At 61.8% G+C, this 14,863-nt stretch carries 16 protein-coding genes; 6 read left to right on the forward strand and 10 right to left on the reverse strand.

Going from position 1 to position 14,863, the window contains the following annotated elements; translation table 11 throughout:
• Positions 1-10: 10 nt before the first annotated feature.
• Positions 11-1,360 (forward strand): deoxyribodipyrimidine photo-lyase, encoded by a 1,350-nt coding sequence (locus C7T36_RS27445; RefSeq protein WP_045069793.1) that lies wholly within the window; start codon positions 11-13, stop codon positions 1,358-1,360.
• Between the two features lie 44 nt (positions 1,361-1,404).
• Here the strand turns inward: C7T36_RS27445 and C7T36_RS27450 are convergent, their stop codons facing one another.
• Positions 1,405-2,643: an MFS transporter gene (locus C7T36_RS27450; protein ID WP_045069073.1), complete on the reverse strand. Its 1,239-nt coding sequence runs from the start codon at positions 2,641-2,643 to the stop codon at positions 1,405-1,407.
• A gap of 111 nt (positions 2,644-2,754) precedes the next feature.
• On the opposite strand from C7T36_RS27450, the gene C7T36_RS27455 reads away from it, so the two are divergent.
• The gene (locus C7T36_RS27455; RefSeq protein WP_045069076.1) at positions 2,755-3,342 is read left to right on the forward strand and encodes a TetR/AcrR family transcriptional regulator; all 588 of its coding nucleotides are present in this window, start codon (positions 2,755-2,757) and stop codon (positions 3,340-3,342) included.
• Positions 3,343-3,370: 28 nt separating this feature from the next.
• On the opposite strand, the gene C7T36_RS27460 is transcribed toward C7T36_RS27455, so the two are convergent.
• Positions 3,371-3,952, reverse strand: coding sequence for a TetR/AcrR family transcriptional regulator (locus C7T36_RS27460; RefSeq protein ID WP_045069079.1), 582 nt, complete (start codon positions 3,950-3,952; stop codon positions 3,371-3,373).
• Between the two features lie 85 nt (positions 3,953-4,037).
• On the opposite strand from C7T36_RS27460, the gene C7T36_RS27465 reads away from it, so the two are divergent.
• Positions 4,038-4,424 (forward strand): DUF1304 domain-containing protein, encoded by a 387-nt coding sequence (locus tag C7T36_RS27465; RefSeq protein ID WP_033234126.1) that lies wholly within the window; start codon positions 4,038-4,040, stop codon positions 4,422-4,424.
• A gap of 323 nt (positions 4,425-4,747) precedes the next feature.
• Here the strand turns inward: C7T36_RS27465 and C7T36_RS27470 are convergent, their stop codons facing one another.
• The 8 genes from C7T36_RS27470 to C7T36_RS27505 form a co-directional block, all read right to left on the reverse strand.
• Positions 4,748-5,593 carry a mycofactocin-coupled SDR family oxidoreductase gene (locus C7T36_RS27470; protein WP_033234127.1) on the reverse strand — a complete coding sequence of 282 codons (846 nt, stop codon included), beginning with the start codon at positions 5,591-5,593 and terminating at the stop codon, positions 4,748-4,750.
• A 92-nt stretch (positions 5,594-5,685) separates the two neighbouring features.
• The gene (locus C7T36_RS27475; RefSeq protein ID WP_045069082.1) at positions 5,686-7,602 is read right to left on the reverse strand and encodes a propionyl-CoA synthetase; all 1,917 of its coding nucleotides are present in this window, start codon (positions 7,600-7,602) and stop codon (positions 5,686-5,688) included.
• Between the two features lie 126 nt (positions 7,603-7,728).
• Positions 7,729-8,793: a hypothetical protein gene (locus C7T36_RS27480; protein WP_045069085.1), complete on the reverse strand. Its 1,065-nt coding sequence runs from the start codon at positions 8,791-8,793 to the stop codon at positions 7,729-7,731.
• Positions 8,790-10,277, reverse strand: a complete 1,488-nt coding sequence (locus C7T36_RS27485; RefSeq protein ID WP_033234129.1) for a carboxyl transferase domain-containing protein — start codon at positions 10,275-10,277, stop codon at positions 8,790-8,792. The genes C7T36_RS27480 and C7T36_RS27485 overlap by 4 nt, the downstream gene beginning before the upstream one ends.
• 75 nt (positions 10,278-10,352) lie before the next feature.
• On the reverse strand, positions 10,353-11,546 hold the full coding sequence (locus tag C7T36_RS27490) for an ABC transporter permease (RefSeq protein WP_045069088.1): 1,194 nt from the start codon (positions 11,544-11,546) through the stop codon (positions 10,353-10,355).
• Entirely contained in the window at positions 11,543-12,439 is an 897-nt protein-coding gene (locus C7T36_RS27495) for an ABC transporter ATP-binding protein (RefSeq protein WP_033234131.1), read from the reverse strand. The genes C7T36_RS27490 and C7T36_RS27495 overlap by 4 nt, the downstream gene beginning before the upstream one ends.
• Before the next feature lie 35 nt (positions 12,440-12,474).
• The gene (locus tag C7T36_RS27500) at positions 12,475-13,011 is read right to left on the reverse strand and encodes a hypothetical protein (protein ID WP_033234373.1); all 537 of its coding nucleotides are present in this window, start codon (positions 13,009-13,011) and stop codon (positions 12,475-12,477) included.
• Positions 13,004-13,315 carry a helix-turn-helix transcriptional regulator gene (locus tag C7T36_RS27505; protein WP_033234132.1) on the reverse strand — a complete coding sequence of 104 codons (312 nt, stop codon included), beginning with the start codon at positions 13,313-13,315 and terminating at the stop codon, positions 13,004-13,006. The genes C7T36_RS27500 and C7T36_RS27505 overlap by 8 nt, the downstream gene beginning before the upstream one ends.
• Positions 13,316-13,407: 92 nt before the next feature.
• Here C7T36_RS27505 and C7T36_RS27510 point away from each other — a divergent pair, with 92 nt between their 5' ends.
• From C7T36_RS27510 to C7T36_RS27520, 3 genes are read left to right on the forward strand one after another with little or no spacing between them, the layout of a single operon-like run.
• A complete protein-coding gene (locus C7T36_RS27510) occupies positions 13,408-13,827 on the forward strand; it encodes a hypothetical protein (protein WP_045069090.1) in 420 nt (139 codons plus the stop codon).
• 34 nt (positions 13,828-13,861) lie between these two features.
• Positions 13,862-14,275 carry a VOC family protein gene (locus tag C7T36_RS27515; protein WP_033234134.1) on the forward strand — a complete coding sequence of 138 codons (414 nt, stop codon included), beginning with the start codon at positions 13,862-13,864 and terminating at the stop codon, positions 14,273-14,275.
• Positions 14,276-14,851 carry a TetR/AcrR family transcriptional regulator gene (locus tag C7T36_RS27520; RefSeq protein ID WP_045069093.1) on the forward strand — a complete coding sequence of 192 codons (576 nt, stop codon included), beginning with the start codon at positions 14,276-14,278 and terminating at the stop codon, positions 14,849-14,851. It abuts the gene before it with no gap.
• The last annotated feature ends 12 nt before the right edge of the window (positions 14,852-14,863 follow it).

Raw genomic sequence — 14,863 nt, forward strand, 5'->3', positions numbered from 1 at the left:
GCTCGACGGGGTGAGCAACTCTGTGGTCTGGTTTCGACGCGATCTGCGGGTAGGTGACCTTCCTACCCTGAGTGCGGCGTCGGATGCCGGCGGTGAGGTGTTGGGGCTGTTCGTTCTCGACGAGAAACTGCTCGGACCGGCAGGGTCACCCCGCCAGGATCAACTGTTCGCCAACTTGACGGCGCTCGATCAGCAACTCGACGGACGATTGATGGTTGTTCGAGGTGATCCGGCGGACGTGGTGCCCCGTGTAGCGGAATCCGTTGGCGCCGAAGAAGTTCACATCAGTGCCGACTACGGACCGTACGGCCGACGGCGCGACGCTGCAGTGGCGGAGCAGGTGGAGTTGATCGCGACCGGTTCTCCGTACGCCGTAGCGCCCGGACGCGTCACCAAGGCCGACGGTGATCCGTACAAGGTGTTCACGCCGTACTTCCGTCAGTGGATGGAACACGGTTGGCGGGGCCCCGCGTCGACCGATACGCAGACCGTTCGTTGGTTCGATCCGAGCGGCAAGGACGGTGGCCCGCGCCGGGTGAAGATTCCCGTGCCATCCGGCTCCGTCAGTGATTTCGTCGGTGAGGCCGGTGCGCTCGAGCAGTGGAAAGAATACTGCGAGAACGATCTTGACCGGTACGACGACGAACGCAATCGGCCCGATCTCGACACCACCAGCCGGATGTCGATTCCGCTCAAGTACGGCACGATCCATCCGCGAACCATGTTGGCAGATCTTTCCAAGCGACTCGGCGACGGCGCTCAGGCTTATCGTCGCCAGCTGGCCTGGCGAGACTTCTACGCAGACATCCTGTTTCAACGCCCCGACAGTGCACGGAAGAACTACGACAACAAGTTCGACCGCTTACGTCACGACGGTGGAGCCGACACAGACGCCGTCTTCACCGCCTGGTGTGAGGGCAAGACAGGTTTCCCGATCGTCGATGCGGGCATGCGGCAACTCGCGGCCGAGAACTGGATGCACAATCGGGTGCGAATGATCGTCGCGTCCTTCCTGGTGAAGGACCTGCACATTCCGTGGTGGCGTGGCGCGCGATTCTTCATGTCGCATCTGGTGGACGGTGACTTGGCGTCCAACCAGCACGGGTGGCAGTGGACAGCGGGGTCGGGAACCGACGCGTCACCGTTCTTCCGGGTATTCAACCCGATTACCCAGGGCGAGAAATTCGACCCAGACGGGAGCTATGTCCGTCGGTGGGTGCCTGAACTCCGGGATGTGCCTGGCAAGGCAGTTCACTCGTTGAAAGCCATGCGGCCGGTGGACTATCCGGATCCGATTGTCGACCACGCGCTCGAACGTGAAGAAGCCCTGCGGCGTTACGGCGAGATCAAGGTGGAGTGAAACCGTCGATCGATCGCTGCCGAAAGAACCAGCAGGGAGAAAATCTACTCGTGAATGGATGGCTTCGAGACTTTGCGTTCTCCGGTCATCAACAGTCCGACCAGCGCGGCGGCCGCGAGAATCATGACAAGTGCCCCATAGCCGCGCGTCGTATCCACCAAGCCCACCTTGCCGACCAGATAGCCGGCCAGCAATGCCGGAAGGCTGTTGGCCAGGTATGCGATGACGTACACGGTGGACAACAGACCCGCGCGTTCGTGGTTCTCGGCGAGCGGCATGACAGTGAGGATGGTTCCCTGGAACCCCGCTCCGAAGCCGATGCCCGCAACGGCCGTACCGGCCAGAATCAGTACCGCAGAGGATGTTTCAGCGCCGACGAGTGTGACGGCCACCCCGAGCACCAGTGCTGTGGTTCCGATCAGCATCACAGTCCGGCCACCGAGTGTGCGGAAGGTGAGCACTGCGGCCGCTCCGAATCCCGTCAGCGTTGCGACCATGATGGCGCCGATGAGAGAGCTGTGAACGTCGAGTGCGTTGCGCGCCAACGCCGGTCCGAGTGAGAGGTAGAACCCGCCCAACGCCCAGACCGCGATCAGGCACGGTGCGGTCAACGCGATCATCGTGCGTGCTTGGCGGGGAACGGCAAGGGTGGGGCGTAGTGACTCCCAGGCTCCAGGCCGTCCACCCGAGGTTTCCGGCGCGGCCCACACTCCGAGGATTTCGAGAACGACCAGTACGAGGAGAACCAGGTAGACAGTGCTGGTGGGCCGAGGGAGGTGCTCGCTGATGAGACTCGAACCCACCGCGCCGACGGCAAGGCCCACCGTCGGGGCGACGCTGTTGATGATGGACCCGCGGCCGGGAGTGCGTTCGAGGTCGATCAACGCAGAACCCAAAGCGCTGATTGCTGCGCCGGTGGCAACACCCTGTACGACGCGGGCGATCAGCAGGATCGCCAAGCCGTCGGCCGAGGCGAACAACACGAGCGAGACTGCCTCGAGAGCGAGCGCTCCGAGCAGGACCGGACGTCGGCCGATGTGATCCGACAAGGACCCGGCGGTCAGGAGTGTGGCGAGTAGTGCGAGGGCGTAGATGCCGAAGACGAGCGTCGACGCGAGCGAGGAGAATCCCCACATCTGTTGGTAGTGCTCGTACAGGGGCGTCGGGGTCGCGGATGCGCCCAGGAACGTGGCGATGATGACGGCGATGAGTGTGAAAGCTGCTCCTCGACCGAGGCGCAGGCGTGAGGTGCTCTCGGTCGGTGATGAAACGGTCGTTGTCATTGTCGTGGCGCTCCCGTGCGGGTGGTGAAGACATAAACGCAAATACTTTGCGTTTGGGACGCTACGCTGGGCGATGTCCTAATGCAACATCTTTGCGTTAGGATTGGATTCATGAGTCCGTCCGCAGGTCCGCGCCCCGGTGGCCGCAGCGCGCGCATCCAACAGGCTGTGCACGCGTCGGCGCGCAAGTTGTTGGAACAGCGCGATCGAACCGAGATCACGGTGCCGATGATCGCGACTGACGCGGGCGTGACCCCGTCGACCATCTATCGACGGTGGGGCGACATCAACGAAGTCTTTGCGGACGTTTCGATCGAGAGGCTGCGCCCCGATGCCGATCCGCGTGAAACGGGTTCGCTCCGAGGGGATCTGACAGTCTGGGCGCAGGAGTACCTCGAGGAGATGTCCGCGCCGGTCGGTCGTGCGTCGCTGCGAGATGTGCTCATGAGCGACGATCAAACGCACGCACCAGATGGCACCAAGAAATTCAAGTGCGCCTTCTTCTGTCGTACGCAGATCGATGTGATACTCGCGCGTTGGCCGGAAGCTGTTGCAGTGGATGGCGATTCGGTGGTAGATCATGTAGTGGCGCCGATCATCTACCGAATTCTGTTCGACCTCGAACCGGTCTCGCCGCAACGAGTTGCGGAATTGGTAGACCAGGCGCTTGCCCTCGAGGCGCGGGTCGCTACGGAGTGACGCGCGTGAGTGATTTTCGAAGAATCTGCTAACCCCAACCGAGAAGCAAGCGGCGTGCAGATTCCAGTGTTGCTGTCGCCTGGGCTGTATCAACCCGCGCCAGTACGAGCGCGCTTACGGTGCAGGACAGAAGAATTCGGGTTCGGTCCTCGAGGGTGGCGGCCGTAGCGCTCGGGAATGAGGCGTGTAACCCACTGCCGATCGCGTCGGAGAGTTCTTGCCGGTAGCTACGAATCACAGCCGCGACTGCATCGTCGTGCGCGCCGATTCCCGCTGCTGCGTTGAGTAGCAGGCACCCGCGTCTGGGTGAATCAGGTGTCATGGTTGTGATGGCGCCGCGCAGGGAGATGAGGTAGCTGTCAACGGCGTCGGGCGTCGGATTGTCGGTCAAGCCGCGCAGACGCGGGCGGATGACATGTTCGAGATACATCTGCACCGCCGCGTCGAATACGCCGTGCTTGTTGCCGAACGAGTTGTAGAGGCTCGACCGACTCAAGCCGGTTGCCGTTTCGAGGTCGGTGAGCGACGTTCCTTCGTATCCGCGAGCCCAGAACACATCCAACGCTGCGGCAATCGCGCTGGTGGTATCGAACTCCTGTGACCGGGCCATCAAAAGCCACCCCTTTCTGTATCGTTCGGTCCAGTATATATTGGACCGAACGATACAGAATTCACCGAAACTCAGGAGTCCACCGATGAACGTCGCCGGCTACATCTTCGCGGCACTGGCCGCAGTTGTGCACGTCTACATTTTTGTCCTCGAATCGATCCTCTGGACGGCGCCGAAGACCCGCGCCACATTCGGTGTGAAGTCGGAGGAAGAAGCGCTGACAACAAAGCCGCTGGCGTTCAACCAGGGCTTCTACAACCTTTTCCTGGCGATCGTCTCGGTGATCGGCATCGTCGTCGCAGCAACAGGTTCGGCGTCAGTGGGAATCGCGCTTGTTCTCGCGGGAACCGGGTCGATGGTTGCGGCGGGTCTTGTCCTGATCCTGTCTTCGCCGGACAAAGCGCGCGCCGCGGTCGTTCAGATGCTGTTCCCGGCTATCGCAGTGATCTTGTTGGTGATCCACCTGCTGTAAGGATGGGACGGTCGGGATGGGTAAAAGATCCGATCCGGTTCGATAATAGGTGGTGAGAGGCTTGCCGCGTTTGTCCGAATCTGAAAAAATACCGCCGATTGGCGCGCACTTTTCCGAGAATGCTTCTATCCTGGTCTTGGGTTTGTTGCGCATCCCACACAAGAGTTTCCTACTTCAGACGAGGAGCGCCTATGAGGTTGCCGACTACTTGTTCTGTTGCTACGAAGGCTTGATCAAGCCGAGAATTGCCCCTGCCGGATGGTGCTCGAGACCCATCCGGCAGGGGCAATTTTGTGTGCCTAGCCGCCTAGCCGCCTAGCCGCCTACCCGCCGGCGAACTTTTCCGACGTGCCCAGGTCGATGGGCAACGCGATACCGGTGATTCCGCGTCCGGCAGGTCCCACCAGATAGAACACCGCGTCGGCGATCACCTCGGGATCCACCCACGGATGCGGCAGGAGATTCAGCTTCGACATGATGGGCGCGGTGTCCTCGAGAACCGGGTTTTCCAGATCCGGCCGGAATGCTCGAACCATGGGTTCGTTGTCGATCATCGTGGTGCGCACGTTGCCCGGGTGCACTGAATTGACCCGGATGTCGGCCCAGCCGAGCTCGTTGGCCAATGACTTCGCCAATCCGCGGACGGCATGTTTGGACGCCGAGTAGTGGGCGATGCCCGGCACGCCCCGCAGGCCCGCCATGGAACTGATCAGCACAATTGATCCGCCTCGGTTGCCACTCATGATGTGGGGGATTGCGACCTTTGTGGTCAACCAGACGCCGGTGACGTTGATGTCCATCAATTCACGGAATTCTTCCGGGCTCAGATCCCACGACAACTTCGCTGATGCGGCAATACCGGCATTGGCGATGACGATGTCGAGTCGGCCGAACTTCTCGACACCGGCATCGACCGCTGCTTTGAGCGCGTCATGATCACGGGTATCGGCGACGGAGGCGGAGATGCGTCGGCCCTGCGCCTCTACCAATTTGACGGTCTGAGCCAGGTCCGCCTCGGTAGCCATGTCGTATCCGGCTGTCGCGACCGGTGAGCACAGATCCACCGCGATGATGTCTGCGCCCTCGGACGCGAGGCGCACGGCGTGTGCGCGGCCCTGACCGCGGGCCGCTCCGGTGATGAATGCGACCTGTCCGTCCAATGTGCCCATGTTGATTCCCCTGCCCGTGTGACTACCTGAAACCTAGAACATGTTCATCTTGCGGGTTCTGGCGGTGCCGGGCAGGGGAACCGGAAAATTTGTTATCCGCGAAGGAGTTTCGTCAGATCTTCGAGGACGGTCGCGTCCTCGATGGTGGATGGCACTGTGTACTCCTCGTTGTCGGCGATCTGGCGCATGGTCTTGCGTAGAATCTTGCCGGAACGAGTCTTCGGTAGGGCGCCCACCACCGTTACGTCGCGGAACGTGGCGACGGCACCGATCTGATCGCGGACCCGGGCGACCAGTTCTTTGCGCAGCGTCTCTGGATCGATGTCGACGCCGGACTTGAGTACGACGTAGCCGCTGGGACGCTGTCCCTTGAGTTCGTCGTGGATGCCGATGACGGCGCATTCCGCGACTGCGGGATGGCCTGCGACAACAGCTTCCATGCTGCCGGTCGAGAGGCGATGGCCCGCAACGTTGATCACGTCGTCACTGCGGCCGAGGACAAATACGTAGTTGTCCTCGTCGATGTAGCCGGAATCGCCGGTGAGGTAGTAACCGTCGAAGGTGGAGAGATAGGACTTGACGTAGCGATCGTCGTCGCGCCACAGTCCGGCGAGTGTGCCGGGAGGCAGGGGGAGACCGATCACGATGTTGCCCTCGGTGCCCGCCTCGACGAGTTCGCCCTTGCCGTCGACGATTTCGACGCGATAGCCGGGGCACGCGACGGTGGGGGAACCGGCCTTGATCGCCATGGGTTCGAGGCCACGAAGGTTTGCGCAGATCGCCCACCCGGTTTCGGTCTGCCACCAGTGATCGATGACCGGACGGTCGAGAACGCGGGTCGCCCATTCGTACGTGTCGGGGTCGAGGCGCTCACCGGCGGCGAACAGGGTATCGAGCGACGAGATGTCGTACTTGGCAATCTCTTTCGCGTCGGGATCGGCTTTGCGGACAGCGCGGATTGCTGTCGGCGCGGTGAACAGCGCCGAGACCTTGTACTCGGAAATGATGCGCCAGAACGCGCCGGCATCCGGCGTTCCGACGGGCTTGCCCTCGTACATGACCGTCGTGGCTCCCGCGAGAAGCGGGCCGTAGACGATGTACGAGTGGCCGACCACCCAGCCGACGTCGGACGCGGTCCACCACACCTGGCCAGGGGAGATGTTGTAGAGATTCTTCATCGTCCAGGTCAAGGCAACAGCGTGTCCGCCGTTGTCGCGCACAACGCCCTTGGGCTTACCCGTGGTGCCCGAGGTGTAGAGGATGTAGAGCGGATCGGTAGCGGCGACAGAGACCGGAGCAGCCGGCGTCGTGTCGGAGATCAGCTCGTCCCAGTCGAACCACGCTGCGCCACTGGACTTGTAATCGGCCGCCGAACCCGGAATCTGCTCACGATTTTTCACGATGACGGTGTGCGCCGGTGTCGCGGAAAGCTGCAGAGCCTTCTCCACCATCGGCAGATATTCGATGGTGCGGCCCGGCTCGAGGCCACCAGACGCGGTCACCAGGACAACCGGGCCGGCGTCGTCGATACGAGTTGCGAGTTCCTTCGCGGCAAAACCGCCGAACACCACCGAGTGCACTGCGCCGATCCGCGCACAGGCCAGCATCGCAATTGCTGCTTCGGGGATCATCGGCATGTAGATGATTACGCGATCGCCCGCCACAACACCTTGGTCGCGAAGCACACCGGCAAACAGTGACACCTGCTCGAGCAGTTCCGAGTACGTGTACGTGGCCTTGGTGGGGACCATCGCGGAGTCGAAGATCAGTGCGGTCTGATCGCCGCGGCCGTCACGGACGTGGCGATCGAGAGCGTTGAAGCTCGTGTTCAGCGATGCGCCCGGAAACCAGCGGTAGACGGGCGCCGTGGAGTCGTCGAGAGCTGAAGTGGGAGCCACATCCCAGTCGACTGCCTGCGCAGCGTCGAGCCAGAACTTTTCCGGCTGGTCCATGCTCTCGCGGTACGCGTCGGCATAGGTGGTGTGGGACGCCGGCTGGCTCTCGCTCATCGATGTGGGTCCTTTCCTCAACTTCGGACATCTGTGACGGGAAACACCTTAGGCCAGGTAGGGGACAGATTGGGGCTGAGGATGGCCGGGAAGGTTCCTTTGCGCTGGACGGGCTCGATTTGTCGGTCAGTGGCGGGTTTCGAGCGCGGGGTCAGGAGCCGGCGCGAGTTCTGCCTCCTCGCGTCGAATCGTGACGCGGAGTACGGCGAGCAGGAACAGTGAGAGAACAAATCCGGTGAGGGCGCCGAACTGATCTTGGGCAAACAGGAACACCTGCGTCACGAGAAGGTTGACGACGATGGAAGCCCGCAGCAGTCGCAACGCGCGTAGGTAGCGTCCGCGGAACAGGAACCACACACCGAGAATGACCAGGATTCCGGCGGTAATACTCGACAGCAGAACCACAAGATCGGAGATGTCCTGCGCGATGATCTCTTCGTCGGTCACAAACGCGACGACGACGCTGATCACTGCGCTGAGTGCGTCCAGGACAAAGATTGCCAGCACGACGCGACGGACTATTCGATGACCGACAAAGGCGTCGAGGCGGGCCGAGACCGAGTTGCGCCACTGTGTGATCCGCGATTCGATACCGTCGCCGGTGGGGGTGTGTGAGTGCAGACCAGCCCTGATCGAACCGGCCAAGTCGGCAAGCGTGGGGTCGCGGACTCCGTCGAGAACGCGCAGTGCATGGTTGTAATGAACGGTATCCAGTTGTCCGAGAGCAAGATCCGACAGCGCTCGCGCGCCGATGGACAGTCGATGGCGGTCGTTCATGCCGCGCCGGATCACCACTTCACGCGCTACCAGGTAGAACAGAACAAAGACGACGTACATGATGGCAATGGCGGGTTGGTAGAAGTAGTTGACGTCGGACGTGACGAACTTGCCGATCTCGTCGATGAACAACCCGAATCCGATGCCGCCGATCAGCGATGCGCGGTCGCGGATTCGACTGCCTTCCGTGATGGCTGTCATGACGATCGCGACCGCCATCAGTAGTCCGCCCCACAGAACATGCGCGATATGCAGTGCACCGCCGCCAATCTGGGGATATCCCATGGCAGCGAGGTAGGCACGGGTGATGAGCACCGTGGCAATCGAGGCGAAGAGGAACACTTCGAAGCGCGCCAGCGCGGCGCGGTCGTAGCTGTGCGTCAGTACGCTCGGATCGGTCGCCTTCGGATTCACCGGGGTACCCCCAAATTACGATAGCGAGAGATCCGCGCAGAGGTTCTGTCGACGGTGGATTCAGTTGCCAGCAGGGCGAGTTCGTGCGAGATTGCCGCCCCGACGCGTTTGGAGAACTCGACGGGTTCGTCTGCCGCATCGGGCCGTTCGGGGATGATGGCGTCGACGATGCCGTCACGTAGAAGGTCCGACGATCGAATTCCCTGGGCCGCGGCCATCTGCGGAGCGTGGGTGATGTCGCGATGCACGATCGCACTGGCGCCTTCGGGTGGCAGTGGGGCGAGCCAACCGTTCTGTGCGGCCAACACCCGATCGGCCGGCAGAAGCGCCAATGCGCCGCCGCCAGTGCCCTGACCGAGAAGCACCGAAACCGTGGGCGTCTTCAGCATCACGAGATCTGCTATGCAGCGGGCGATTTCGGGAGCCAGTCCGCGTTCTTCAGCCTCCTTGGACAGCGATGCTCCGAGCGTGTCGATCACGAGAACCAAGGGAAGTTGTAGTTCTTCCGCCAGTTTCATGCCGCGTCTCGCCTCACGCAGCGCCGCAGGCCCCATGGTGTTCTGGGTTGACTGCCCACTGCGATCCTGCCCGAGCAGGATGCAGGGGTAACCTCGGAACCTGGCGAGCGAGAGCAGGATCGTCTTGTCGGTCTCACCTTGGCCCGTGCCACTGAGCGGTACCTGTTCGGTGGCAGCATGGCGCAGTAGTTGCCGGATACCCGGACGGTCTGCGCGGCGGGACAGCATCACCGACTGCCAGGCCGGAACGTCGGGGATCTCGGGAACATCTGCGGATTCGGGTGCTGACGGCGCCGGGGGATCGCTGAGAACACACAGTGCTCGATTGACCAGCAGGCGAAGACGTTCGACGGGCACCACACCGTCGATGACGCCGTTGCGGTACAAGTTTTCCGACGTTTGAATGCCCTCGGGGAACTTTTCGCCGTACAGCGACTCGTAGACACGTGGTCCGAGAAAGCCCACCAGTGCGCCGGGTTCGGCAATGGTGATGTGACCAAGCGATCCCCAAGAGGCAAATACGCCACCGGTGGTGGGGTTGCGCAGGTAAACCAGATACGGCAGATGTGCCCCCTTGTGGAGTGCAACAGCCGCAGCGATCTTGACCATCTGCACGAAGGCAACGGTGCCCTCCTGCATCCTGGTTCCGCCGGACGTGGGGGAGGCCAGGAGCGGAAGTTGTTCTGCCGTGGCACGTTCGACGGCCGCCGTGATTCGTTCCGCTGCGGCGACACCGATCGAGCCCGCGAGAAAGCTGAAATCGCAGGCGATTACCGCGACCCGACGCCCACGAACGGTGCCGACGCCGGTAGTTACCGACTCGTCGGCACCGCTCTTTTCCCGAGCTTTGGCAAGGTCTGCGGCGTACTCCGGGCCGGGATGGACGTCGAGCGGCGCCACGTCCCAGGAGGCGAAGCTCCCTGGATCGAGTACCTGCGCCAGTAATTCCTCGGCCGAGATTCGCACAACACCCTCCGTATCAGGTAAGCACCTTCGCTGCGGACGAACCTACGGGGCGAAGTGCGTGAGTGTGAAACCGGATCAGCGGCCGAAGGCTTCCTTCCACGAGACGACCTTGCCGATGCGAAGGATGGAGCGCTGGTAGATCTTTGCCGCGATCATCGAGAAGATGACGGTCACAGTCACCATCAGCACGATGGTGCCCACGATCTGGAATGGCGTTGCCACACCCGCAGCGATCCGTAGCGGCATGAGGATGGCGGAGAACGGCGGAATCCAACTGAGAACGTTGCTCAGAGTTCCGTCCGGATTTCCGACGGTGGAGAACGCGATACCGAACATCGCCACGATGAGTATCACCAGTGGTGCGGCTGTGGCATTGACGTCTTCCTGCCGTGACACCATGGAACCCGCGGCGGCATAGAGAACGGCAAAGAATGCGAACCCGAGAATGAACCAGCCGATGGTGCCGATCAGCACGCCGATCGCGGTTCCGGTCACAGTCAGAAGCCCGGTTGCCAGGCCCGTGCCAACTCCGGCTATCGCGTACGCGGCCAGCTGGAGTAGTCCCACCGCACCGATTCCGAGTACCTTGCCCCACAGCAACTGCAACGGCCGAAGCGTCGAAAGTAGCAGTTCGACAACACGACTCGACTTTTCCTCCACGACACCCATTGCCACGTAGGTGCCGAACAACATGATCTGCATGTACAGCAGCGCCACCGCTGCAACGGACAGCGCGATGCGCTGACCCTGCTCGGGGTCTGGCGGATCGAGAGTATCGACGGTGACCGTGGCGGCTGCCGTGGCGTTGGCAAGCTGCGCCGGATCGACTCCCGCCTCGGTCAGCGCGGTCGATTGCGCTTGCTGGGCAACGGAACTCTCGACAACCACTCGCAGGTTGGTGTCGATTTCCTTGTTCGTGACGACGGTGACGCTACCGCCGTCGCGCGGTACGACTGCGAGGTCGAGGTTTCCGTCCTTCACGTCGGTGCGGGCTGCTTGCTCGTCGCTGTACTCCTTCACCTCTACCGGAGTTCCGATCGCGTCGCCGGTGGTGACAAGAGTCTGCGAGAGCGACTGATCGCCCACCACACCGATCGTGGACTTGCTGTCGTCACCGCCGGAGAACAGTGAGATGCCGATGATGCCACCGACAATCGCGATCAGAATGATGATGTTGCTGATCAGGAAACTCTTTTTGGCTATCTGCGTGGTGAATTCGCGCCGCGCGACCAACCCCACAGCGCGGGCCCCACTCAACTGTGTACTCACGCTGCAACCACCTCGCGGAACAGATCGGTCAAGGACGGGCGTCGACGGGTGAATTCGTGAACCGGGCCCGTTTTCAGAGCAGCGTGCAGGATCTGCTGATCGTCAGCGGTGGCATCGACGCTCAGGAGCGTCCGTCCACCGCCGTGGCTGATTGCCGAGACGCCGATGAGGTGATCGGCCCAGCCGGCGGGAGCGTCGGGCGCATGCACTTCGAGCTGGGCATTTCCCTTACCGCGCAACTCGTTCACTGTTCCGATCTCGCGCATACTGCCCCGGCTGATGATGCCCACACGATCACACAGGCGCTCCACCAGTTCGAGTTGGTGGCTGGAGAATATGACGGGCACGCCCGTGCGCGCCTTTTCGACCAGGACTTCACTCATGACGTCGACAGCTACCGGGTCCAAACCCGAAAAGGGTTCGTCCAGCACCAGTACCGCGGGATCGTGAACCAGTGCGGCGGCGAGTTGCACACGTTGCTGATTGCCCAGCGACAACGAGTCGACGGTGTCCTTGACTCGACCGGCGATGTCCAAGCGTTCCGTCCAGCGCTCTGTTGCCGCCCGTGCGTCAGCCTTGGACAGGCCGTGTAATTCTGCGAGGTAGGACAATTGGGTGCCCACCTTCATTTTCGGATACAGTCCACGTTCTTCCGGCATGTACCCGATGGTTCGGCGGACATCGAGGTCGACAGGTTTGCCGCCGAGCCGGACCTCCCCGGAGTCGGCCGCAAGCACACCGAGGGCGATGCGCATGGTCGTCGTCTTTCCGGCGCCGTTACTGCCGACAAACCCGAAGATCTCCCCTGGATGCACCTCGAAGCTGAGGTTGTCGAGCGCAACGACGTCGCCGTAGCGTTTCGAAATGCCGTCGATCGTGAGGGTGGCTGGCATGGTTCCTTCCCATCGGTCGAAATGTTCTACTGCGGTCAGTCTGTGTCGCCAGGTTCCGGATCGGGTTGCGTCCAGGCAATGATCATCGCCGGTGTACATGCGCCGATCAGCATCGCGGTGATTGCCATCCCACCTCCCGAGTACGCCAGTCTCTCTACATTCCACCCCACTGTCGAGGTGAAAATCAGGAATATCGCGACAATGAAGACCAACGTTTGGGTTACGGTCAGCGCGATCGAGCGGGCACTGTTGCGCTGCTGGATCTCCCATTCGTCCAGCGCATCACGTGGCGCGTCGCCCTGACGCCCTGAGACCACTTGCACAGATGTCCACAGGGGCAGAAATATGAATGTAAGCGGCACCCAGAGCAGGGGAGCCACCGTGGTGTTGAAAAGAAAAGCGACTGCCAAGACGATCATCGCGGTGAATACGACGCCGAGCGCGGTCACGAGCACCCGTCGGCGCCGACGGGTGCGCCACTTCGGCAACCAATGCCGGAAAGTTTCCTCTTGCTGCAGGAACTGTCTGGTGCGGCGCGCCTGGTAGCGGTCGATCAGATTTAGTTCAATCAGATTCGTTTGGGACACTGGTCTTTTCGCTCCCTTCGGTGATCCGGCCCGGTCGGTAGACCTCGGTGGACAGGGGGCCGAACTCCGCGCGGGAGAACACCGCTTCCACCGGGAGGTCGAACACGTCGCAGATGCGGAACGCGAGATCCAGGCTGGGGTAGTGGTCGCCGCGCTCGAGCGCGCCGACGGTCTGGGGATTTACATCGACAAGGTGTGCCAGCTGCGCCCGAGTCATCTTTCGCTCGGCACGAAGTACACCGATGCGATTGAAGATGGGGAGCGAGGCTCCCCGCCGGACTGGGCTCATGCATCAAAGTGTTGTAAAAACCCAACGTTTTGTCAAGGATTCTGCATCCCGAAGTCATGCCGGCATGTGCCGATCGGATTAGGGTTTGCGATATGGCTACGGATGAATTGGTGCTCGAGAAGTCCCACGTTGTGATTCAGGTGCTCGAGGACGGCAGCTACAGCGTGGGGTCGCAAGGCCGGGACGAGGTCTGGCACGCGCCGATGGAAAAAGGTGCCGTCGTCGGCATCGGGCAGCACACGCCCGGCGACGTCGAGGGTGAATCGTGGTGGGTGGTGTACGGGCAATCCGATGCGCAGGCCGACGTGACGGTTCGCCTCGAGGACGGTTCCCACGTTCCGGTACTGCGCATCGGCGACATCTTCGTTTGTGAATGGGTGAGTGTGCCGCAGCGGGCGTTGCTCTATCGATCAGATCGTCCGGTGGAGTCTCAGCCGACCAACTTGTCGGTGCTCTTTGCTCGTCCGCGGTTCATGCCCAACGCGCCGTTCCCGGAGAACGATCGCCTGTAGAGGGTGTTACGGTACGTACTGTACCGTTTAGAATATGACGTCCTGGCCCGCAGAACTTCCCGTTGTTCAACTGCGCATTGCGCGCCCCACCGATCGGCTTGCCGAGGTAATTGCCTTCTATCGCGATTGTGTGGGCTTTGCCGAGTTGTATCGATTTGCCGGGCATGCGGGATACGACGGCATCATGCTCGGGCTGCCGGATGCGAGTTATCACCTCGAATTCACTACCCACGAGGATGGCAGCCCATGTCCGGCGCCGACCCGCGACAATCTGCTGGTTCTGTACTTCACCGGAGAGTCTGCGATGTACGAGGTGGTGCAGCGGTTGGGTGAGGCCGGGCATGAACCGGTCGAGTCCGAGAACCCGTACTGGATCGAGAACGGCGGCATGACCTTCGAGGATCCCGACGGATGGCGCCTGGTCCTCATGCCGCGGCCGGTGCTCTAAATGGTGCGCACGCGTGACGACCGTATCGACGACGCTGTCATTGCCGCAGCTTTGGAGTTGTTGGCAGAGAAGGGTTATGCCGAGCTGTCGATCGGATCAGTCGCATCGAGAGCTGGTATTCACAGGCCTGCGATTTACCGGCGATGGCCGTCCAAGCGGCATCTGATAGTCGATGTTGTTGTCGGACAGATCGGTATCCATCCGACGCCGGATACCGGCGATCTTCGCGCCGATCTGATCGCCGGCATCACGACTGTGGTTGTGGGACTGCGGGACACCGTTGTCGGCTCCGTGCTTCCAGCGCTGGTTGCGGACCTGGCGGCAGACCCGGAACTGGCCAGCACTTTCCGTGAGTCCTTTTTCGAGTCGCGACGCAATTCCACTGCGGCAGTGCTGGAATCGGCGCGCGTCCGGGGCGAGATTCGTGGGGACTTCGACCTGGGTTTTGTGCTCGACGCACTCGCAGCACCAGTCTATTATCGGGCGCTGTTCCGGCACTTGCCCCTGGACGTGCACCTTGCGGAGCAGGCGGTCGATACGGTCCTGCTCACATTGGCACCGCGCGAAGAATCGTGATTTCTTTTTCGG

The sequence above is a fragment of the Rhodococcus sp. AD45-ID genome (genome assembly GCF_003023755.1).
Lineage (GTDB): Bacteria > Actinomycetota > Actinomycetes > Mycobacteriales > Mycobacteriaceae > Rhodococcus_F > Rhodococcus_F globerula.

Bases quoted from the DNA above. Each gene is read 5' to 3' on its own strand.
- C7T36_RS27515 (WP_033234134.1), top strand. From the start codon at position 13,862: ATGACGTCCTGGCCCGCAGAACTTCCCGTTGTTCAACTGCGCATTGCG.
- C7T36_RS27455 (WP_045069076.1), top strand. From the start codon at position 2,755: ATGAGTCCGTCCGCAGGTCCGCGCCCCGGTGGCCGCAGCGCGCGCATC.
- C7T36_RS27450 (WP_045069073.1), bottom strand. From the start codon at position 2,643: ATGACAACGACCGTTTCATCACCGACCGAGAGCACCTCACGCCTGCGC.
- C7T36_RS27505 (WP_033234132.1), bottom strand. From the start codon at position 13,315: ATGAGCCCAGTCCGGCGGGGAGCCTCGCTCCCCATCTTCAATCGCATC.
- C7T36_RS27465 (WP_033234126.1), top strand. From the start codon at position 4,038: ATGAACGTCGCCGGCTACATCTTCGCGGCACTGGCCGCAGTTGTGCAC.
- C7T36_RS27510 (WP_045069090.1), top strand. From the start codon at position 13,408: ATGGCTACGGATGAATTGGTGCTCGAGAAGTCCCACGTTGTGATTCAG.
- C7T36_RS27495 (WP_033234131.1), bottom strand. From the start codon at position 12,439: ATGCCAGCCACCCTCACGATCGACGGCATTTCGAAACGCTACGGCGAC.
- C7T36_RS27475 (WP_045069082.1), bottom strand. From the start codon at position 7,602: ATGAGCGAGAGCCAGCCGGCGTCCCACACCACCTATGCCGACGCGTAC.
- C7T36_RS27460 (WP_045069079.1), bottom strand. From the start codon at position 3,952: ATGGCCCGGTCACAGGAGTTCGATACCACCAGCGCGATTGCCGCAGCG.
- C7T36_RS27470 (WP_033234127.1), bottom strand. From the start codon at position 5,593: ATGGGCACATTGGACGGACAGGTCGCATTCATCACCGGAGCGGCCCGC.
- C7T36_RS27520 (WP_045069093.1), top strand. From the start codon at position 14,276: ATGGTGCGCACGCGTGACGACCGTATCGACGACGCTGTCATTGCCGCA.